This is a genomic window from Nocardia caishijiensis NBRC 108228 (genome assembly GCF_001612825.1).
GTDB classification, from domain to species: Bacteria; Actinomycetota; Actinomycetes; order Mycobacteriales; family Mycobacteriaceae; genus Nocardia; species Nocardia caishijiensis.
This window is the reverse complement of sequence record NZ_BDBE01000039.1, coordinates 125,459-144,041: the sequence shown is the minus strand read 5'-3', so window position 1 is coordinate 144,041 and position 18,583 is coordinate 125,459. Positions and strand designations below refer to the sequence as shown.

The 18,583-nt window shown below is 69.1% G+C and carries 20 protein-coding genes; 8 read left to right on the top strand and 12 right to left on the bottom strand.

Annotated elements, in window-relative coordinates:
• Positions 1–24: 24 nt before the first annotated feature.
• Entirely contained in the window at positions 25–1,176 is a 1,152-nt protein-coding gene (locus NC7_RS22015; RefSeq protein WP_067986120.1) for a hypothetical protein, read from the bottom strand.
• Positions 1,177–1,188: 12 nt separating this feature from the next.
• A complete protein-coding gene (locus NC7_RS22010; RefSeq protein ID WP_067986117.1) occupies positions 1,189–2,115 on the bottom strand; it encodes a metal-dependent hydrolase in 927 nt (308 codons plus the stop codon).
• Positions 2,116–2,254: 139 nt separating this feature from the next.
• Here NC7_RS22010 and NC7_RS22005 point away from each other — a divergent pair, with 139 nt between their 5' ends.
• The gene (locus NC7_RS22005; protein WP_067986115.1) at positions 2,255–2,881 is read left to right on the top strand and encodes a TetR/AcrR family transcriptional regulator; all 627 of its coding nucleotides are present in this window, start codon (positions 2,255–2,257) and stop codon (positions 2,879–2,881) included.
• A 265-nt stretch (positions 2,882–3,146) separates the two neighbouring features.
• The gene (locus tag NC7_RS30260; protein ID WP_255284010.1) at positions 3,147–3,269 is read left to right on the top strand and encodes a hypothetical protein; all 123 of its coding nucleotides are present in this window, start codon (positions 3,147–3,149) and stop codon (positions 3,267–3,269) included.
• 10 nt (positions 3,270–3,279) lie between these two features.
• Here the strand turns inward: NC7_RS30260 and NC7_RS22000 are convergent, their stop codons facing one another.
• Positions 3,280–3,981 (bottom strand): class I SAM-dependent methyltransferase, encoded by a 702-nt coding sequence (locus NC7_RS22000; protein WP_067986112.1) that lies wholly within the window; start codon positions 3,979–3,981, stop codon positions 3,280–3,282.
• A 111-nt stretch (positions 3,982–4,092) separates the two neighbouring features.
• Here NC7_RS22000 and NC7_RS21995 point away from each other — a divergent pair, with 111 nt between their 5' ends.
• Complete coding sequence (locus NC7_RS21995) at positions 4,093–4,911, top strand: hypothetical protein (protein WP_084458699.1); 819 nt, start codon at positions 4,093–4,095, stop codon at positions 4,909–4,911.
• Here NC7_RS21995 and NC7_RS21990 read toward each other — a convergent pair whose 3' ends face one another.
• A complete protein-coding gene (locus NC7_RS21990) occupies positions 4,912–5,670 on the bottom strand; it encodes a crotonase/enoyl-CoA hydratase family protein (RefSeq protein ID WP_067986314.1) in 759 nt (252 codons plus the stop codon).
• Positions 5,671–5,879: 209 nt separating this feature from the next.
• Between NC7_RS21990 and NC7_RS21985 the strand changes: the two genes are divergently transcribed.
• From NC7_RS21985 to NC7_RS21975, 3 genes are all read left to right on the top strand, one after another.
• Entirely contained in the window at positions 5,880–6,299 is a 420-nt protein-coding gene (locus tag NC7_RS21985; RefSeq protein WP_067986108.1) for a YciI family protein, read from the top strand.
• A gap of 4 nt (positions 6,300–6,303) precedes the next feature.
• Positions 6,304–7,575 carry an RNA polymerase sigma factor gene (locus NC7_RS21980; RefSeq protein WP_067986105.1) on the top strand — a complete coding sequence of 424 codons (1,272 nt, stop codon included), beginning with the start codon at positions 6,304–6,306 and terminating at the stop codon, positions 7,573–7,575.
• A 79-nt stretch (positions 7,576–7,654) separates the two neighbouring features.
• Entirely contained in the window at positions 7,655–9,037 is a 1,383-nt protein-coding gene (locus NC7_RS21975; RefSeq protein ID WP_067986313.1) for an MFS transporter, read from the top strand.
• Positions 9,038–9,041: 4 nt separating this feature from the next.
• Here NC7_RS21975 and NC7_RS21970 read toward each other — a convergent pair whose 3' ends face one another.
• From NC7_RS21970 to NC7_RS21945, 6 genes are read right to left on the bottom strand one after another with little or no spacing between them, the layout of a single operon-like run.
• The gene (locus tag NC7_RS21970) at positions 9,042–9,506 is read right to left on the bottom strand and encodes a nucleoside deaminase (RefSeq protein WP_067986103.1); all 465 of its coding nucleotides are present in this window, start codon (positions 9,504–9,506) and stop codon (positions 9,042–9,044) included.
• Positions 9,503–10,483, bottom strand: coding sequence for an ornithine cyclodeaminase family protein (locus NC7_RS21965; RefSeq protein WP_067986101.1), 981 nt, complete (start codon positions 10,481–10,483; stop codon positions 9,503–9,505). The genes NC7_RS21970 and NC7_RS21965 overlap by 4 nt, the downstream gene beginning before the upstream one ends.
• Positions 10,484–10,510: 27 nt before the next feature.
• Positions 10,511–11,437, bottom strand: a complete 927-nt coding sequence (locus NC7_RS21960; RefSeq protein WP_067986099.1) for an ABC transporter permease — start codon at positions 11,435–11,437, stop codon at positions 10,511–10,513.
• Positions 11,434–12,558, bottom strand: a complete 1,125-nt coding sequence (locus NC7_RS21955; RefSeq protein ID WP_067986097.1) for an ABC transporter permease — start codon at positions 12,556–12,558, stop codon at positions 11,434–11,436. Before NC7_RS21955 ends, NC7_RS21960 begins: the two co-directional genes overlap by 4 nt.
• Positions 12,555–14,210 (bottom strand): ABC transporter ATP-binding protein, encoded by a 1,656-nt coding sequence (locus NC7_RS21950; protein ID WP_067986095.1) that lies wholly within the window; start codon positions 14,208–14,210, stop codon positions 12,555–12,557. Before NC7_RS21950 ends, NC7_RS21955 begins: the two co-directional genes overlap by 4 nt.
• Positions 14,210–15,202, bottom strand: coding sequence for a BMP family protein (locus NC7_RS21945; protein ID WP_067986093.1), 993 nt, complete (start codon positions 15,200–15,202; stop codon positions 14,210–14,212). Before NC7_RS21945 ends, NC7_RS21950 begins: the two co-directional genes overlap by 1 nt.
• 158 nt (positions 15,203–15,360) lie before the next feature.
• Here NC7_RS21945 and NC7_RS21940 point away from each other — a divergent pair, with 158 nt between their 5' ends.
• Positions 15,361–16,080 carry a GntR family transcriptional regulator gene (locus NC7_RS21940; RefSeq protein ID WP_067986091.1) on the top strand — a complete coding sequence of 240 codons (720 nt, stop codon included), beginning with the start codon at positions 15,361–15,363 and terminating at the stop codon, positions 16,078–16,080.
• Here the strand turns inward: NC7_RS21940 and NC7_RS21935 are convergent, their stop codons facing one another.
• Positions 16,081–16,983: a LysR family transcriptional regulator gene (locus NC7_RS21935; protein ID WP_067986089.1), complete on the bottom strand. Its 903-nt coding sequence runs from the start codon at positions 16,981–16,983 to the stop codon at positions 16,081–16,083.
• A 70-nt stretch (positions 16,984–17,053) separates the two neighbouring features.
• Here NC7_RS21935 and NC7_RS21930 point away from each other — a divergent pair, with 70 nt between their 5' ends.
• Positions 17,054–17,935, top strand: a complete 882-nt coding sequence (locus tag NC7_RS21930) for a dihydrodipicolinate synthase family protein (protein ID WP_067986087.1) — start codon at positions 17,054–17,056, stop codon at positions 17,933–17,935.
• On the opposite strand, the gene NC7_RS21925 is transcribed toward NC7_RS21930, so the two are convergent.
• Entirely contained in the window at positions 17,926–18,357 is a 432-nt protein-coding gene (locus NC7_RS21925) for a type II toxin-antitoxin system Rv0910 family toxin (RefSeq protein WP_067986085.1), read from the bottom strand. The two genes, NC7_RS21930 and NC7_RS21925, sit on opposite strands and share 10 nt — an antisense overlap.
• Positions 18,358–18,583 lie beyond the last annotated feature (226 nt).

Genomic DNA, 18,583 nt, shown 5'->3' with positions numbered 1-18,583 from the left:
GCGGACCGCACGTCGTCGCCGCTGTCAGCCAGGCACCTCCGCGGCCGCCACCGCGGAGGTGCCGGGGTCGGCCGAACGGGCCCGCGCCGTGTAGGTGGCCAGGATCGACAACCCGGCGATCACAAAACAGGCCACGGTGTACCAGAGGTTGCCGATGGGGTCGCCGTTGCCGGTCTCGCCGTCGGTGGCCGCGAAGAAGTCGGGCAGGGCGGCGAGCCAGAGACCCGCGAAGACCACCAGATACAAGGTCGCGAAGCGCTGGACGAAGGGGTCGGCGTAGCCGGGGTCGGGAGTGGTGCCCCGGCGTAGGTCCGACCACTGGCGGAACATGACGATCGCGGCGACGACCATCAGCACCGCGAGTTCCAGCGCGTACACCACCCCGCGCACCGTCGTGCTGCTCATACCGAGCACGGTCGCCGGTAGTGGCAGCAGGAAAGTACCGACCGAGGCGAGCAGACCGATGACCACGGTGCGCCAGGTCGATTCGAGGCCCGTGAACCGCGTGCCCGCGTCGACATGGCGACCGACGAAATACTGCACACAGAACGCCAACGACATCGGCCACAGCGCGGCGAACACCACCACGCTGCCCATCGGCACCGAATCGAACATCGGCTGGTTGATCGGATTGTCCACCGACCACTCCCACCAGCGCAGTTGCGGCCCGAGGTGGTCGAAGATCTCATAGAAGGCGTGGTGCACGAAGCCCACGCAGGTGGCACCGATCAGTACACCGAACCGGCGGAAGATCCCGAGCATCCGCACCAGCCCGAAGGCCATCGTCGCCATCAGTGGATAGATCGCGACGATGTAGATCGGCAGGCGGCCCCACAGGAAGTCGACGGTGAACACGTTGTGCGCGAACATCGTGTCGACGTGGTCCTCGATACCGAACGCGGCCGGGAAGTACAGCGGCGGCTCGATGATGAACAGGTAGGCGGTCGCACCGAACCACAGGACGAGGTTGGTCGGGTCGCCGTGGCGGCGCAGGCGCACGATCGCGAACCAGAGCGCCAGCACCGCACCGAGCACGATGGTCAGTTCGAGAACGGGCAGGGTCCAGTTCTCCAGCCCGAACGGGCTGCGGAACTCGACGAGTCCACCGGCCTCCTCGCAGGAGAAACCGAGCTGGACCGTGAGGTCGGCGAAGGTGGGGGAACAGTGTTCGGCCATGGGTCGGCCCTTCTAGGAGCTCACGGAATCGGCGGTGTACCAGCGGGTGACGTCGTAGCCCTCGTCGTAGCGGCGAAACCACTCACCGGCCAGGTCGGGCAGCTTCTCGTGGGCGGGATTGTGCCCCGGGGTCTGGCTGCGGACGATGCCGCCGAGGGCGATGAGCTGTTCTTTCAGGCCCAGATCATCGAAGGCGCGCGGCATCGTGCCGTTGTCGGCCGGGCGCAGGCCGGGCAGCAGGCGGCGCAGGGTCTGCTGATTGCGGTAGCTCGCGAACATCGACAACGCGTCGACCTGCCGATCTTCCAGCGGCACGTGCTCGTTGAAGCCCGCGCAGGCCACCCGGATCACCCGCAGCACGTGCCGGAACACCGACGGCGCCACCCGCATCCGGTACAGCTCGCTGTTCACCACCGAGTTGAAGATGATCAGCGCCGAACTCCGGTGCTCGACCTCCTCGACGAAATGCCAGATGAACAGCGAGGCCACCCGGTCGTCGCCGGGGGCGAACAGGGTGTCGTCGTTGTCGAGCATCAGCTTGAACACCGGGGTGAAGGTGGCCTCGAGATCGGCGGTGTAGGCCAGGCGATACTTCACCGGGGTGCTCGCGGTGAGTTCGTCGAACTCGCGGATCACCGCGTCCAGCGTCTGTTGTAGGCCGGGGTAGCGCCGGATCAGGCCCTTCACGTGCTGGCGGTGGGCGGTCGAATGCTGACCCTCCTGACGCATGAACGCGTCGGCCTCCTCGGCCGCCTCGGGGTCGGTGATCTGCGGTTTCGCCTGGTTGATGAGCTGCACGATCATCTTCTCGAAGCCGATCGCCAGGAACGAGACGGCGTTGGCCATCGAGGAGAACGCCGGATTCCGTGGGTTCCACAGGAACGGCACGTCGTAGTCGGCGAACGCGAAATCCATTTTGCGGACGTGAAGTTCGGTCACGGTGAGTACCTCGTTGTTCGGGCGTGCGCCGGTCCGGCTGCCACTCGGTTGGGTGAGGTAATCATACGACTGAACGTCAGTATGTATGATTACTTTGCCTGAATCCGCTGTGACCTGGGCTTGTGCTAGCGTCCACCGGGTGGCGCGCAGACGGGGATGGGGCGGTAGTCCGCCGGGGGACGACGCGGAGGCGACGCGCCGGATCGTCGCGGCGGCAGTCGAATTGATCGGGCGCACGGGCGCGGAGATCAGCATCGCCGATGTCGCCGAATCGCTCGGCGTCATCCGGCAGACGGTGTACCGGTACTTCCCGAGCGCCGACGCGCTGATGACCGCCGCCGCCATGGCCTCGGTGGCCGGATTTCTCGACCGACTGGCGGCACAGGTGCGCGGACTCGATGATCCGGTGGAGGCGATGGTCGAGGCGGTGGTCTACACGCTGGCCGAGGTGCGACGCACACCGCACCTGGGCATCCTGCTGTCGAGTTCCTACTCGAACGTGCGCCCGGACAGCCTCACCTCCGACGAGGCGCAGGCCTTCGGCATGACGATGATCCGGCGGTTCGATGTGGACTGGGCCGCGCACGGCTACGACGAGCAGGCGCTGCGCGAACTGGTCGAATACGTCCTGCGGACCATGCAGTCGTTCTTCCTGTCACCCGGCGATCCACCACGCACCGACGACGAACTCCGCCACTACCTGCGACGGTGGATGGGCACGGCCATCAGCGCTCAGACCGCGGCCGAGGAATTCCTCGAGCGCTGAGGCCGCTGCTGTTTTCTCGTGTCCCGCGGGGGTGGCCGACGCGACTCCGTGCGATGACGTCGTTGGCATCGCGGTGGAGCGTCGGCCGACCCCGCGGGTGCACCGGTGTCGACACCGTAACCGAAAAACATTGCTCCCCCGGACCGTTCGGCGCCTCGTACAACGGGCCGGTCGAGCACCACATCAGTGTGGTTCCCGCTGGGTGACGGCTCAAACGTGACAGGTCGGCCGGGTTGAGGACGGCTGCACCGGGTAGGCGCGGAGTATGGAGATTCTCGTGATCCTCGCCGTGGTCGTCGTGGTTGCCGCCGTTGTGCTGTGGCGCAAGACGCGCGGTGGGCCCAAGCCGCCGGACGAACCCGAATGGACGGGCAACCCGCCGCGCTGAGCCGTCCGGCTCAGGGTTTTCTCGCGACGACCAGGACGTTCTTCCCGAACAGCTTGCCGGTGACCAGTTGCAGGACCCGGCTCAGTGGGAAGACGAGACGGTCGTAGAGCTTCAACGCGCGCACGTTGATGTCGCCGTCGTCGTTGCCGAGCAGTTTGTAGGCGAGAGTGGCGAAGAACCCGATCGGATCGCAATAGCGCGAATCCACCACCTCGAGCCCGGCGTTGCGCAGAATCCGGTTCAGCTGGGTGCGCCGGTACCGCCGGTAGTGCTCGACTTTCACGTCCATCGAGGAGAACAGCATCTCGAGCGCCGGAACGTAGATCACCATCGTGCCGCCGGGCCGCAACAGTGTCGCCAGATGCTCCGCGGCTTCCTGGTCGTTCTTGATGTGCTCGAAGACGTTGAAAGAATAGATGAGGCCGTACTTTTCGGCCTCGGGCGGTTCGGTCTCGCAGTCGACGACCTTGTACCCCTTGGCCAGCAACACTTTCTGCAGGTCGGGATCCGGCTCGAGACATTCGGGGAAGATCTCCCGTTCGGCGAGCAGATCGGCGTAGGTGCCCTGCCCCGCGCCGAAGTCGAGTACTCGCAGCTCCGGTGTGGTGACATGTCTTTCGACGCAGTCGAGGAGAAATCTGTTGTAGTTGATCGCTTCGGCCATCACCTCCAGGTTGTCGCACCCGGTGTAGGCGAAATTGCTGCTGGTCACGCTCGGTCCCCTCAATCCATCGAAATGTGTGAGTCCGTCCGTTCGAGCGGCCATGATGCCACGTCGCGGTCACAATGGTCGGCGAACACCCGTACCGAGCAGGGAGTGACCGTGTCCACCGTTGTCGCAGAACCGGGGGCCGCCCCGGCGCGCCGCCTGAGTCTTCTCCTCGGCGCGGCGGTCGCGCTCGCCGTCGCGTTCGTGGTCGCGCCGCCGCTGATAGCCGGATGGTTGCCGGGTGCGGGATTCGCCGACGAGGCCGCGTTGCGGACGGGGTTCCGGTCGGCGTTCGTCACGTATTGGCAAGCGGGACAAGCGGAATTCACGCCCGCGCTGCGGGCGACGGTGGACTACTGGTCGGCCTATCACGTGGTGAAGGCGGTCGTGGCGGCCCTGTGGTCGATCGTGCTCGTCGCGCTCGGGGTGCTGCTGTGGCGATCGTCGCTGCGCGCCGTCGGGGCGAAGCGAACGATGTTCGCGGTGGCGGGGGTGATCGCGACACTGGTGCTCGCGATCGCCGCGGTGGCGGTGCTCGCCAATATTCAAGGGGCCGTGACGCCGTTCGCCTCCTTGCTGCCGATGGCGATCGACGGTGCGCCCGACGGGGAGCTGGCAGCGGTGCTGACCGAGGTCGGCCAGGCGTTGGCCGGTCACCCCGACGGACCGGCGGCGCTGGCCGTCATGGTCGAGGACTTCGCCCGCTATCACGTCGCGATGGCGGTGCTCGCCGCGGTGGCGTCGGCCGCGCTTCTCGGGCTGGGGGTGGTGCTGTGGCGGCACCGCGAGGGTTCGGCCGGGCGGGTCGTGCGCGCCTACGCCCTGGCCGCGGTGGTGGTCGGGGTGCTGTTCGTGGTGGTCGCTGTCGCCAACGTGACCACCGCGCGCGACCCGGTCCCCGGGCTGGCCGCCCTTCTGACGGGTGGTTGGTGATCAGCGTGCCTGCCAGTTCGGATCGCGCTTCTCGACGAAGGCCATGAGGCCCTCGCGGACGTCCTCGGAGCGGGCGAGTTCGGCGATCTCGCGGTCGGAGCGGTCCCACGCGTCGTCGTCGGGCAGGGCGCCGTCGCGGATGCCGAGCGCCACCCGCTTGCTCGCCTGCACCGCGAGCGGCGCGTTCGTCGCGATCCGCGTCGCCAGCTCCACGGCCGTGTCGAGGACCTGCTCGGCCGGAACCACCCGGTTGATCAGCCCGAACTCGAGCGCGCGTGCGGCGGTGATCGGCTCACCGGTCAGCAGCATCTCCATCGCGATCTTGCGCGGCAGCTGTTCGGGCAGCCGGAACGCCCCGCCCGCGGCGGCGAAGAGCCCGCGCGCCACTTCGGGTAGGCCGAAGGTGGCGGTGGACGCGGCGACGGCCAGGTCGCTGGCGAGCACCAGCTCGGTGCCACCCCCGAGGGCGAGCCCGTTCACAGCCGCGATGGTCGGCTTGCTGATGGGGTGACGGACATAGCCACCCAGGCCCCACTGTTCGTGTCCCTCGGCCAGAATCGACTCACCGCGTCCGATCGCCCGCAGATCCGCGCCCGCGCAGAAGGCCCGGTCACCGGCGCCGGTGAGGACGACCACGCGCACGGCCCGATCGTTGTCGGCCTGTTCCAGCGCCGCGCCGAGCTGGGCGCTGACCTCGCCGTCGATCGCGTTCATGGCCTGGGGCCGGTTGATGACGGCGACGAGCACATGCTCGCGCATCTCGACGAGAACGGCGTTCACGATCGTCTCCCTGCTGTCGTTGTACCGGCCGGTCGTCGCCGGAACCCGACCGACAAGTACCACGCCGCAAGTAGGCTCCGAAAAAAATTCGGGAAAGAATTTCCGGCGGGTGTCGATTCGCGCGGTGCCCGTTCGACCTACGGATGAACGCAGCGCCCACCAGGGCACCGAACCGAAGGAGACACACCATGAAGTACATGCTGATCATGCGCGCCACCGACGAGGCTTTCGCCGAGTTCGAGAACGTGAGCTTCGACGAGATGCTCGACACCATGGGCAAGTTCAACGACGAACTGATCCGCGCGGGCGTGCTCGTCGCCGCGGAAGGGCTGGAGGACGCCGCCAAGGGCGTCGTCGTCGACTACTCGTCCGAGCCGCCCGTCGTCACCGATGGCCCCTACGGCGAGACCAAGGAACTGTTCGGCGGCTACTACATCCTCAATGTGGCGTCGAAGGAAGAAGCCGTCGAGTGGGCCAAGCGGATGCCGATGACGGGTCCCGGCATCAAAACCGAGATCCGGCGGGTGCCCTCCATCGACGAATTCCCCAAGGACAACGTCTGGGTGCAGAAGGAACGGGCGTGGCGCGAGTCCACCGGACAGCTCTGAGGCGATGACCGAGCACACCGGACGCGCGGCGGTCGCCGCCGTATGGCGGATCGAGTCGGCCCGCATCGTCGGCGCCCTTGCCCGCTACACCGGCGACTTCGCGCTGGCCGAGGACCTCGCCCAGGAGGCACTGGCCGAAGCCCTGGTGACCTGGCCGCGTGACGGTGTGCCCGCGCATCCGGCGGGGTGGTTGCTCACCACCGGCCGCCGCCGCGCGATCGACGCGTTCCGTCGTCGGGCCGCCCTGGACGAGCGCTACACCGCCCTGGCCGCCGGACTCGGCGAGGGCGGCGCGCTCACCGGCGGGGAGCCGGTGCCCGCCGCTGAACCGGAGTGGGACCCCGACCAGATCGATGACGACGTGCTCGCCCTGATCTTCATCGCCTGCCATCCGGTGCTCGCGCGCGAGGCGCGGTTGGCGCTGACCCTGCGCGTCGTCGGTGGTCTCACCAGCGACGAGATCGCCGCCGCCTGCCTGGTGCCGACCGCGACCGTGCAGGCCAGGATCACCCGCGCCAAGAAGACCCTCGCGGCGGCCCGGGTGCCGTTCGAGGTGCCACCGCCGAGTGAACGTCGCGAACGGCTCGGCTCGGTGCTCGGGGTGATCTACCTGATCTTCACGGAGGGCTCGACGGCCAGCAGCGGCGGGGATCTGATCCGGTTCGATCTCGCCGGGGAGGCCCAGCGGCTGGCGCGGGTGCTCGCGCGGCTGATGCCCGGCGAACCCGAGGTCTACGGCTTGCTCGCGCTGCTGGAACTCACCGCCGCCCGGTTCCCCGCCCGCACCGGGCCCGACGGCGAACCGGTCCTGCTCGAGCAGCAGGACCGGCGCCGCTGGGACCGGGCCGCGATCCGACGTGGCCGGGCCGCGCTGGCCAAGGCCGAACAGGTCGGCCGCGGACTCGGCGCCTACGGCCTGCAGGCCGCGATCGCCGAGTGCCACGCCGTCGCCGCGTCGGTCGAGCAGACGAACTGGGAGCGCATCGTGCTGCTCTACGAGGCGCTCGGTCGGCTCGCGCCCTCGCCGGTGGTCGAGTTGAACCGGGCCGTCGCCGTGTCGATGGCCGCCGGAGCCGCCGCCGGTCTCGCCGTCGTCGACGAGCTGGCGGCCGGGGGCGCGTTGTCGTCCTCGCACCTGCTGCCGAGCGTGCGCGGCGAGTTGCTGATCCGTCTGGGCCGCACCGAGGAGGCGCGCGGCGAACTCACCGAGGCGATCCGGCGGTGCCGCAACGACCGCGAGAAGGCACTGCTCGCCGGTAAAATTCGGGCACTCTGAGCACATCGACACACAGGCGTAAAGTTTTGCGCGCGCACCGATCGGGTAGTCATGGATGGCGACGACGAGAGGTATGTGGATGTCTCAGGAATCGAAATCGGTGCTGCACCGGGCAATCGGTGCATCGGCGATCGGAAATGCGGTCGAATGGTTCGACTACGGTGTCTACGCCTATCTCGCGACCTATATCGCGGCATCGCTGTTTCCCGGTGACGGCGCGGGTTCCAGTGTCATCTACACGCTGCTCGGATTCGCGGTCTCCTTTCTGATCCGTCCGATCGGCGGCATGATCTGGGGTCCACTCGGTGACCGCATCGGACGCAAACGCGTGCTCGCGATGACCATCATGCTGATGGCCGGTTCCACGCTCGCCGTCGGTCTGATCCCGAGTTACGAGGTCATCGGCATCGCCGCGCCGATCCTGCTGTACGCGCTGCGGATGGTGCAGGGACTGTCGGCCGGTGGCGAATACGGCGGCGCGGCGACGTTCATGGCCGAATACGCGCCCGACCGTAAGCGCGGTTTCTACGGCAGCTTCCTCGAGGTCGGCACACTCGCCGGTTTCACGCTCGGCAATCTGGTGGCGTTGCTGCTGGTGAATGTGCTCGATGACGCGACCATGGAATCGTGGGGCTGGCGAATTCCGTTCCTGATCGCCGCACCGCTCGGACTGATCGGTATGTATCTGCGTAGCCGGGTCGAGGACACCCCGGTGTTCCGCGAAATCGAAGCCAACGACGACACCGAGGAAACCGTCGGGGTATATCGCGACCTGCTCACGAAATACCTGCGCCCGGTGCTGACGCTTTTCGGTCTGGTCATCGCCTTGAACGTGGTGAATTACTCCTTGCTGAGCTACACACCGACCTATCTCGGCAACACCATCGGCATGGAGGAATCCGATGCGTTGCTCGTGCCGCTCATCGGCCAGATCGTGATGCTGCTGACCCTGCCGTTCCTCGGCGCCCTGTCCGACCGGATCGGTCGCAGGCCGATGTGGTTGTTCTCCTGTGCCGCGCTGATGATCGCGGTGATCCCGGTGTACCTGCTGATCGGAACCTCGCTCAGCGGCGCCATCGTCGGCTTCGCCATCCTCGGCCTGCTCTACGCGCCGCAGCTGGCCACGATCTCGGCGACCTTCCCCGCCATGTTCCCCACCATCGTGCGGTTCGCGGGCGTGGCGATCGGCTACAACGTGGCCACCTCGATCTTCGGTGGCACCGCGCCGGTGATCAACCAGTCGCTCATCGACCTGACCGGCAACAACCTCGTCCCGGCCTACTACATGTTCGGCGCGTGTCTGGTCGGCCTGGTCGCGGCCTACTTCCTCATCGAGACCAAGGGCATGTCGCTGCGTGGCACCCAGGTGCCCGGCACGCCGGAAGCCATCGAGGAACAGCGCGAACTCGGCGAACCCGAGGCACCGGCCGCGGGGCTGGACGCACCGGTGCCGGTGAAGTAGCTCGTCAGGACCGGAACACCGCGAGCGCCTCGTCGCCCAGATGCGGGCCGCTCACCTCGATCGACACGTTCGAACTGGCGACCACCTCGGCGCAGCTCAGGGTGAAGCTCGGTCCCGGCCCGAGCATCGGCCCGAACTCCGAGGCCGCCGCCGCGAACACGATACGGCCCACCTGGGCCCACACCATCGCGGCCGCGCACATCGGGCACGGCTCACCGCTGGCGTACACGGTCGCGCCGCGCAGCGCCTCGGCCTTGCCGGTGGCGGAGGCGACGGTGATCGCGACGAGCTCGGCATGGGTGGTGACATCGCCGGTGGTGGCGACGGCATTGGCGGATTCGGCGAGCACCGTTCCGGCACGGTCGACGGTGACCGCGCCGAACGGCCGGTCCCCGAGCACCGCGGCGTGGGCGGCGAGATCGATGGCGCGGCGCAGATGGGCGACGTCGATGTCGGTGAGTGTGGTCATGCGCTGAGCTCCACTTCCGTTCCCCGGCCTTCGGCACGGGCCTTGTCGATGAGCAGGCGGGCGGTGACCAGGTCCTGCAGGCCGATACCGACCGAGTTGAACAGGGTGATGTCGTGGTCACCGACCCGGCCGGTGGCCCGGCCGAGGATCACCTGGCCCAGTTCGGTACTCACCTCGGCTTCGGTGATCGCGCCGTCGGCGAGGGCCAGCAGCGTGTCGCCCGACTTGCTGAGCGTTGTCCCTCGCGAGTCTACGATCACGCGCGCCCGGCGCATGGCCTCCCCGTCGACCTCGCGGTGATCGGCGCGCGGCGGCGCGCCGACCGCGTTCACGTGCAGACCCTCGCCGAACCAGGCGCCGCGCACGATCGGTTCCCGCGACGGTGTGAGGGTGCACAGCACGTCGGCGGCCCGGGTCACCGACTCCGGTGACGGCATCGCCCGCACCGCGACCCCCAGGTCGGCCACAGCGGTGCGGAACCGCTCGACCGTGGCGGCGGATCGCGACCAGACCAGGACGGTCTCGATGTCGCGCACCCGGGCCACGGCACGGGTGTGTTCGACCGCCAGCGCACCGGCGCCGATCAAGCCGAGGACCGAACTCGCCGGTCGGGCCAGGTATCTGGTCGCCACCGCGCTGGCGGCCGCGGTGCGCACGGCGGTGACGAGCCGACCGTCGATCAGCGCCTCGCAGCCACCGTCCGACGCGGAGGTCACCAGGATCACCGAGCGCTGCACCGGTAGCCCACGCGCCTGATTGGCGGGCAGGTCGGCGAGCAGTTTCACGGCGGCCGCCCCGGCGGACCCGGCGGCGGCGACCATCGGAACGAAGGCGGTGCCGTCGAGGCTCACCGCGGGCGGGGCGGGGACCACGGCGGTACCGAGGGCTAGGTCGGCGTGGGCGCGTTCGACGGCGGCGAGCACGTCCGCGCGGTCGATCAGGGCGGCCACATCGGTGTGCGACAGGATCAGAGTCATCGAAGGCTCCTCGAGAAGCGGGGCGGGTCAGGAGGTTCGGGCGAAGGCGACGGTGAGGTCGCGTGGGGCCCGGCTGTTGCCGACCACACCGCTGACGGCGACGATCGCGATCAGGTACGGCAGCATCACCAGCAGTGCGAACGGCACGTCGACGCCGAGCGCGGGCAACGCGAACTGCAACGCCTGGGCGATGCCGAAGAACACCGACGCCCAGATGACGCCGAGCGCCCGCCAGCGGCCCGCGATCACCGCGACCACGGCCAGGTATCCGATGCCACCGGTCATGTTGTCGCTGAACGAATGCACCTCCGACAGCGCCAGCTGGGCACCGCCGAGGCCCGCGGCGAACGCGGCCAGCAACACACAGCCGTAGCGGACGGCCCGCACCGGCAGTCCGGTGCGGTCGGCGGCGACGGCGTCCTCACCGATCGCGTCGATCACCAGGCCGACCTTGGTGCGCCGGGAGAACACGAACGCCAGGACGGCGACGACCGCGAGGCACAGGTAGCCGAGGGCGGTCTGGCCGAACAGTGCCGGACCGACGACCGGGATTCGGTGCAGCACAGGAAGTCTCAGTGCGTCGAAGCCCGGCACGCGGTGGCCCTTGCCGTCGGCGAGCAGCAGGCGGGCACCGTAGGTGGTCGCACCGAGCGCGAGTGCGTTGCTCGCGATGCCGACGACGATCTGGTCGGCACGCAGGCCGATACTCCAGACGGCCTGCAGCACACCGAAGATCAGGGCGGCGAGCACGGCGGTGGCCGCGCCGAGGACGGGTGAACCGGTGGCGACGGCCCCGAGCACGCCCGCGAACGCGCCGGTGAGCATCATCGCCTCGAGGCTCAGGTTCAGCACGCCCGCACGCTCGCTGATCAGCTCACCGCTCGCCGCGACGAGGATGGGGAGGGTGAAGCCGATTCCGCTGGTGGCGATGTCGGTGACCGTATCGAGGCTCATCGCGGCGCTCCTGCCGGTTCAGTGGTGTCGGAAACAGGTTGGGGCGCAGCGGGTTTGCGCGTCCGGCGGGTCCAGAGGGCGGCTCCAGCGATGAAGACGATCATCAGTGACTCCACGATCGAGACGGTCGAGGCGGGCACGTTCGCGGCCAGCTGCAGATTGATCCCGCCGGAGACGAGGAATCCGAGCACCAGCGACACCGCGACCACGGCGGCCAGGGAGCCGCGCGCCAGCAAACCGACGACGAGCCCGGAGAATCCGTACCCGGAGGAGAACCCCTCGGCCAGCACGAACGGCGCCGTGGCCACCAGCAACCCGCCTGCGAGACCCGCGAACGCACCCGCCGCCGAGAGACTCAGAAAGCGCGACCGCCGCACCGGCACCCCGAGCCTGGCCGCCGCGTCGGGATTGAGCCCGACCGCGCGCAGCCGGGTACCGAGTGCCGTGTGCCGCAGCAGGATCGCCGTGCCGCAGGCGGCGATGACGGCGATCCACAGCGCGATGGTCGCGGGGGAGCGTTCGATGCCGAGTAGCGGCAGCTGCGCGGCCGCGGTGAGCGGCTCGGACTGCGGCAGCGTCTCCGAAGAGGTCACCGGCTGACGCAGCAGCGCGGGCTCGTGCACCACCAGCAGCACCAGTGCCAGGCCGACGAAGTTGAGCAGCAGCGTGGTGATGATCTCGCTGGTGCCGCGCGCGACCCGCAGATACGCCGCGATCGCGGCCCACAGCCACCCCGCGGCGGCCGCACCGATCAGCACCGCGGGCAGGGTGATCGCGGCGGGTGCGTCGGTGAGGGTGGTGCCGATCGCGGTGGCGGCGATGCCACCGGCGCAGATCTGTCCCTCGCCACCGACATTGACCAGCCCCGCGCGGTGGGCGATGGTGAAGCCGACGGCCACCAGCATCAGGGTGGCGGCGACGTTGAGCGAGGCACCGATCGCGTAGTCGGTCCCGAACATGCCGTCCCACAGCGCGGTCATCGTCGCGGCGGGGGCGGCGCCCGCGACGGCGGCCAGGGCCAGACCGGCCACGCCTGCGGCGAGCATGGCAGCGAGGGCGACAACGATCGGGTGATGGGCCAAGCGACGCAGATCCGCCGCCTCCGGGGCTCGACCGCTCATCCCGCGACTCCCATCATCAGTTCGCTGATCCGCTGTGCCGCCGCGGGAGCGGCGGTGTCCACCGGTCCGGTGAGGGCGCCGCGATACGCGACGAACACCCGGTCACACAACGCGAGCAGTTCGGGTACCTCGCTCGACACCACCAGCACCCCGCAGCCGTCGGCGGCGGCCCGGCGCAGTCGGGTGAGGACGAAATCGACCGCGCCGATGTCCAATCCGCGGGTCGGCTGGGCGGCGACGAGACACCGCAGGTGCGGGGTGGACAATTCACGTGCGAGCACGACCTTCTGCTGGTTGCCGCCCGACAGCGACCCCATGGGCACCGACGGACCGGCCGCGCGCACATCGAAGCGGTCGAGTTCGGCCTGCGCGGCGCGACGCATCGCCTGCCGGTCGAGGAGGCCGAAGCGGCGGAACCGGGCGAGTCTGCCGAGGAAGAGGTTCTCGGCCAACGTCATGTCGGCGACCATCCCGTCTCGATGGCGATCCTCGGGGACGACGCCGAGTCCGAGCGAGGTTCGCGTGGCGGGGCTCGCGGCGGTGATGTCGGTACCGGCGAGGGTGACGGTGCCCGCGTGCACCGGGGTGCCACCGCCGAGCATCGCGACGAGCTCGCTCTGCCCGTTGCCCTCGACGCCCGCCACCCCGACGATCTCGCCCGACCGCACTGTCAGGCGTGCTCCGTCGAGCGCGACACTGCCGTCGGGTCTTCGGACGGTCACGCGGTCGACAGTGAGAACTGATACGGGCGGGCTCGTGGCGACGGATTCGCCGCGACGGCGCGTGGTCTCGGGATCGCCCGCGACCCGGCCGCCCTGGTTCTTGGCGGCCTTGTCACCGGAAGATTTTGTGGCCGAAACAGTTTGGTTGAGCTCCCGGGTGGGCTCACTCGGATCCACGCCGATCGTCGCTGCCACGGTCGGGTCGAGATCGGTGGCCTTGCCGCCGACCATCGCGGTGAGCAACTCGGCGATGCCGGTCGCGGGCAACGGTCCGCCACCGGCGACCGTGCCACGGCGCAGCACCGTCGCCGCGTCGGCGACCCTGGCCACCTCGCCGAGTTTGTGCGTCACCAGCACCACCGCCTTGCCGTCGGCGGCAATGGCTCGGCAGGTGTCGATCAGCGCGTCGATCTCGGCGGGATCGAGCACTCCTGTCGGTTCGTCGAGCAGGATCAGCGCCGGATCCCGCAGCAGGGCTTTGACGATCTCGACCTTCTGTCTGGCGCCCACCGGCATCGTCGCGACCTGCTGGTCGAGATCGACCCGCAGCCGATAGCGCGTTGCGATCTCGTCGAGCCGCTCGATCAGCTCTGTGCGGCGCAACCGAAGTCCGTGCTGGGTGAGCAGCAGATTCTCCGCGACGGTCATGGTGGTGACCAGGCTGAAGTGCTGGTGCACCATGGCGACACCGGCGCTCATCGCGGCCGAGGGGGAGTCAGGCCGGAAGGGTTTGCCGCCCAGCTCGATTCGTCCCGTGTCGGGCTGGAAGGCACCGAAGACGAGATTGCACAGCGTGGACTTGCCCGCGCCGTTCTCGCCGAGAACGCAATGGACGGAGCCGGATTCGACCGTGACGTCCACGTCGTGCAGTGCCCGGACCGCCCCGAAGCTCTTCCCGACCCTGTGCAGGGTCAATGCGGGAGCGCTCATCAGTACGGCTTCACCGCGCCGGTGGCAAGCGCCGTTTTCGCCTCGGCGAGTGCGTCGGCGACCGCGGCGTCCTTGCCGCACAGGACGAAATCGGTGCCGTCGTTGGGCGAGGTGAGCCCGAACCGCACATTCTCGGCCTTCCACGAGTTGTCCAGGACGGCCTTCACCGCGTACTCGACCTCGGCGCCGATGTCGGTGTGCACGTAACCCAGGTACACGGGGTTGGTGCAGTCGCCGGGGATCGGGCCGCCCACCACCGTGGCACCCGCTTGGGCCGCGGCCTGTTCCAGACCCGCCTTGCCCAGGTTCACGATCTGGCCAAGCGTGCCCGCGCCCGCACCGTAGTCGGCGAGCGCGGCCTGTTTGGCTTTGGCCGGGTCGTTGAAATCGCCGAGGTATTGCGGGGTGAGTACCTCGACATCCGGCTTCGCGAACCGCGCGCCGTTGCCGAAGGCAGTGGCGGCGTTGACGATCGCGGGCAGCTCCACGCCGCCGACGAAGGCCACCGCGCCGGTTTTCGAGCCCACCGCCGACACCGCGCCGCTGAGGAACTCCGCCTCGGCCTGTTGCGGGTCGTAGTAGGCCAGATTGGCCATCGGCTTCGCGTCGGCGGGCCCACCGATCTCGACGAACTTCACGTTCGGGAACTGCGGCGCCACCTTGCGCACATCGGCGTCGGTCTGGCCGCCGAGTGAGATGACCAGGTCGTTGGTCGAGGCGAAGCGGACCAGCGCCTGCTGGTAATCCGCGGCGGCGACCTGTTCGACCTTGCTCAGTTCGACCTTCTCGCCGAGGGCGTCGGCGATGCGCTGATAGCCGAGATACCCCGACTGCATGAAGCCGGTGTCCGACAGCGAACCGGGGAAGAACACGCCGACCTTCAGCTTGCCGCCCGCGGCGGCGGTGTCGGCGGATCCGCAGGCCGACAGCAGGGCGGCGGCGGTGAGGGCGGCGGAGCCGAAGGCGATCGCGCGCCTGGTGGACTTGTGCACGGGGTACTCCTGGATCGAACGAACCGCCTTAGCGGTATACCGTTAAGTGTCAGCGTGCGGTCCGCGCGTGACGGCCGGATTACCGAGAAGTAAGAATCGGTCGCCCGGCGGCCACGCGACTACCGTGGAGTGCGAACAGGGGCGGAAGGGATGGTGCGGTGGCGCAACCGGTGCGGAAATCGCTGCGGGATCAGGCATATGAGGAACTGCGGGATCGGATCATCGATCTGCGGTTGAGTCCGGGACAGCGGTTGGTCGAACGTGATCTCGCCACCGAACTCGACATCTCCCGGATCCCGCTGCGCGAGGCGCTGCATCTGCTCGAGCGCGAGGGGCTGGTGGTGATCGTGCCTCGGCAGGGCGCCATCGTCGCCCCGTTCACGGTCGCCGACGTGCGCGATCTGTTCGACGTGCGCGAGAGCCTCGAGGTGCTGGCGGCCCGGCTGGCCGCCGAACGGGCCGAGTCGGCCGACCTCACCGCCCTGCGCGCGCAGCTCACGGCCGCCCGCGCGGCCACCGAACGCGGCGAACAGGCCGCCATCGCGGCGGCCAACGCCGGATTCCACGCGCTCATCGTGGAGATCTCCGGCAACCCGTTGCTGCAATCGCTGTTGCGGCCCTTGGAGTCTCGCGTGCGGTGGCTGTTCCATCTCACCAGGGAGCGCGACCCGGGCACCCAATGTGACGAACACGAAGCGCTCTACGCCGCCATCGCGGCCAACGACCCGCACACCGCGGCCGACATCGCCCATCGCCATGTGGCGTCCGGCCGTGAACCGAGCCTGGCCCTGGCCGAGCAGTGGGCGACGCCCGCCATCGACCCGGTCAGCGCAACCCGCACCCGTCAGCGCGCCACCAATCGGGACAGATCGGCGTGATCAGGCACCGCGCGCGGGTGCGTGGCGACCGGCGGCCGCGTCGTGGAGGGCACTGCGTGCCGCACGGACGGCCGGATGGTCGCCGGTGCCGTCACGGTAGGCGAGATGGGTGTGCCGACGCATCGACAATGGCGTGAGAACGAGATGCTCCGGCGGTGCGTACAGCGCCAGACCGGGGATGATCGCGATGCCTGCCCCGGCGGCCACCAGGGCGAGCACCGTGTCGAAATCGTCGGCGTGATGACGAACCCGTGGCGTGAAGCCCGTTGCCTGACAGGCACGGATCGTCATCGTGTGGCACAGCGTGCCAGGAGTGCCCGCGATCCAGGGGGAGTCGCGATGGGCGCGCAACGGGTTGTCGGCGGGCACTGCGGCCCTGGTGGCGAGATAGACCGTTTCGGAGTGCAGGGGTTCGGTGTGCAACGCGCGGTCGCGGTCGGCGGGCACCAGGTCGTAGTCGTGGGTGAGCGCGATGTCGAGGGTGCCCGCGCGCAGGGCGTCGGGCACCCCGGCGGGGTCGATCTCGGTGACGGTCAGTTCCAGGTGGGGGTGTTCGGTGCTCAGTGCCACCAGAGCGGGCGACAGCAAGGTGCGCGCGGCGGTGGGGAACGCGCCGATACGCAGCGTGCCGACCAACGCGGTCCGCGCACCGGCCAATTCGGCGTCGGCGCGTTCGAGGGCGGCGAGCACGGTCTCGGTGTGACCGACCAGCAGGTGGGCCGAGGGGGTGAGCGTCACCCGGCGACCCGACCGCTCGAGCAGCGCCACGCCCGCGTCCTTCTCGAGCGCGCTGAGCTGTTGGGACACCGCCGACGGTGTGTAGCTGAGCGCTTCGGCGACCGCCGCGATGGTGCCGCGACGGGCGAGTTCGCGCAGCAGGCGGAGTTTGCGGACATCGAGCATCAGTTCAGCTTATGCTCGACGTCATCAATGTGAACTGGACCTTACGATCATCGGGCCCGACGATGGAGTCATGACATCGCTGCACGGCCTGTTCGTCCCCCTCGTCACCCCCTTCACCGCCGACGGTGCCCTCGCGCCCGACGCGCTGCGCACGCACGCGCACGCGGTTCTCGACGCCGGTGCCACCGGGCTCGTCGCGCTCGGCACGACGGCCGAACCGTCGGCGCTGACATCCACCGAACGCGCCGAGGTGCTCGACATCTGCGCCGCGGTGTGTGTCGAACGGGACGCGCCGTTGATCGTGTGTGCGGGCGGCAACGCCACCGTCGACGCCGCTCACGCGGTGGCCGCCGTGCCGCCGTCGGCGGCGGCGGTGCTGTCGGTGGTGCCCTATTACGTCCGGCCGAGCGAGGCGGGTGTGATCGCGCACTTCACCGAGCTCGCCGCCGCGAGCCCCGCGCCGATCCTCGTCTACGACGTGCCGTACCGGACCGCGCGCCCGCTCGGCGCGGCCACCCTGATCCGGCTCACCACCATCGCGAACATCGCCGGTTTCAAGCACGCCGTCGGCGGCATCACCGATGCCACCGTGGAATTGCTGGCGACCGTGGGGGACCGAACCACCGTGCTGGCCGGTGACGATCGGTTCGCCTCGCCGCTGCTGGCACTCGGTGCCGACGGCGCGATCCTGGCGGCGGCCAATGTCGCGCCCGGTGGGTATGCCGAACTCGTGCGCGCCTGGGGGACGGGCGATCTCGCGCGTGGCCGCGCGGTGGGCAACCGGCTCGACGCGCTCGGTGCCGCGCTGTTCGCCGAGCCGAACCCCACCGTCATCAAGGGTGTCCTCGCCGCCCGAGGCGAGATCCCCAGCGCCGCGGTGCGGCTGCCGTTGCTGCCCGCCGCGCCGGAGTCGGTGGCGGCGGCGCTGTCGGCGGCCGGAACTCAGCCGTAGAGCCGCACGAAGGTCGCGAGCGATCGCTCGAAATCACCGCGCAGCGCCTTGGCGACGGTGGAGCCGATCGGGCCGAACAGCGGTGCGCCACCCAGCTCGACGGTCAGGTCGACCGCCGAACCGTCACCCTTCGGCCGCACGGTCAGATCGATACCGAACTTGGTCCCACCGACCCCGGCGCCGGTCAGCGCGAGCTTGTGCGGCGGCCGGGCGGTACGCACCGTCCAGGTGACCTTGTTGCGGAACCCCTTCACTCGCGCCACGCCGATGAGCACCGTTCCCTCGGTGAGTTCCTCGGGAACCGTGCCGCGCCACGCCTCGTGCATGGCCAGCCAGTCACCGAGGTGCTCCAGGTCGGAGGCGTGCTCCCACGCCTTGTCCGGCGCGAGGGGGACATCGATACTCAACTTCAGTTTGGCCACGCCGGGATAGTATCCGGTACCCCCGGTTCCGCGGCGACCGCGTGGGGTACGCGGAGGACGGTCCGTCGACGGCTGAACAGGAAGGTCGGCGGCAAATCCGATGTCTGACAGGACGTTCCATATCGAAACGGTCACAGTGCTGCTAATGTGTGCGGGTCGCTGGAAGCAGGGGTCGCGTATCGGGTAACCGCGCGGTCCGGGTCGAGGGCGACTGCCCGGGTGGAAC

Excerpts from the sequence above, each read along its gene's own strand:
- NC7_RS22015 (WP_067986120.1), bottom strand. The coding sequence starts at position 1,176 with ATGGCCGAACACTGTTCCCCCACCTTCGCCGACCTCACGGTCCAGCTC.
- NC7_RS30260 (WP_255284010.1), top strand. The coding sequence starts at position 3,147 with ATGGAGATTCTCGTGATCCTCGCCGTGGTCGTCGTGGTTGCCGCCGTT.
- NC7_RS21990 (WP_067986314.1), bottom strand. The coding sequence starts at position 5,670 with ATGCGCGAGCATGTGCTCGTCGCCGTCATCAACCGGCCCCAGGCCATG.
- NC7_RS21985 (WP_067986108.1), top strand. The coding sequence starts at position 5,880 with ATGAAGTACATGCTGATCATGCGCGCCACCGACGAGGCTTTCGCCGAG.
- NC7_RS21980 (WP_067986105.1), top strand. The coding sequence starts at position 6,304 with ATGACCGAGCACACCGGACGCGCGGCGGTCGCCGCCGTATGGCGGATC.
- NC7_RS21975 (WP_067986313.1), top strand. The coding sequence starts at position 7,655 with ATGTCTCAGGAATCGAAATCGGTGCTGCACCGGGCAATCGGTGCATCG.
- NC7_RS21970 (WP_067986103.1), bottom strand. The coding sequence starts at position 9,506 with ATGACCACACTCACCGACATCGACGTCGCCCATCTGCGCCGCGCCATC.
- NC7_RS21965 (WP_067986101.1), bottom strand. The coding sequence starts at position 10,483 with ATGACTCTGATCCTGTCGCACACCGATGTGGCCGCCCTGATCGACCGC.
- NC7_RS21960 (WP_067986099.1), bottom strand. The coding sequence starts at position 11,437 with ATGAGCCTCGATACGGTCACCGACATCGCCACCAGCGGAATCGGCTTC.
- NC7_RS21955 (WP_067986097.1), bottom strand. The coding sequence starts at position 12,558 with ATGAGCGGTCGAGCCCCGGAGGCGGCGGATCTGCGTCGCTTGGCCCAT.
- NC7_RS21950 (WP_067986095.1), bottom strand. The coding sequence starts at position 14,210 with ATGAGCGCTCCCGCATTGACCCTGCACAGGGTCGGGAAGAGCTTCGGG.
- NC7_RS21935 (WP_067986089.1), bottom strand. The coding sequence starts at position 16,983 with ATGCTCGATGTCCGCAAACTCCGCCTGCTGCGCGAACTCGCCCGTCGC.
- NC7_RS21930 (WP_067986087.1), top strand. The coding sequence starts at position 17,054 with ATGACATCGCTGCACGGCCTGTTCGTCCCCCTCGTCACCCCCTTCACC.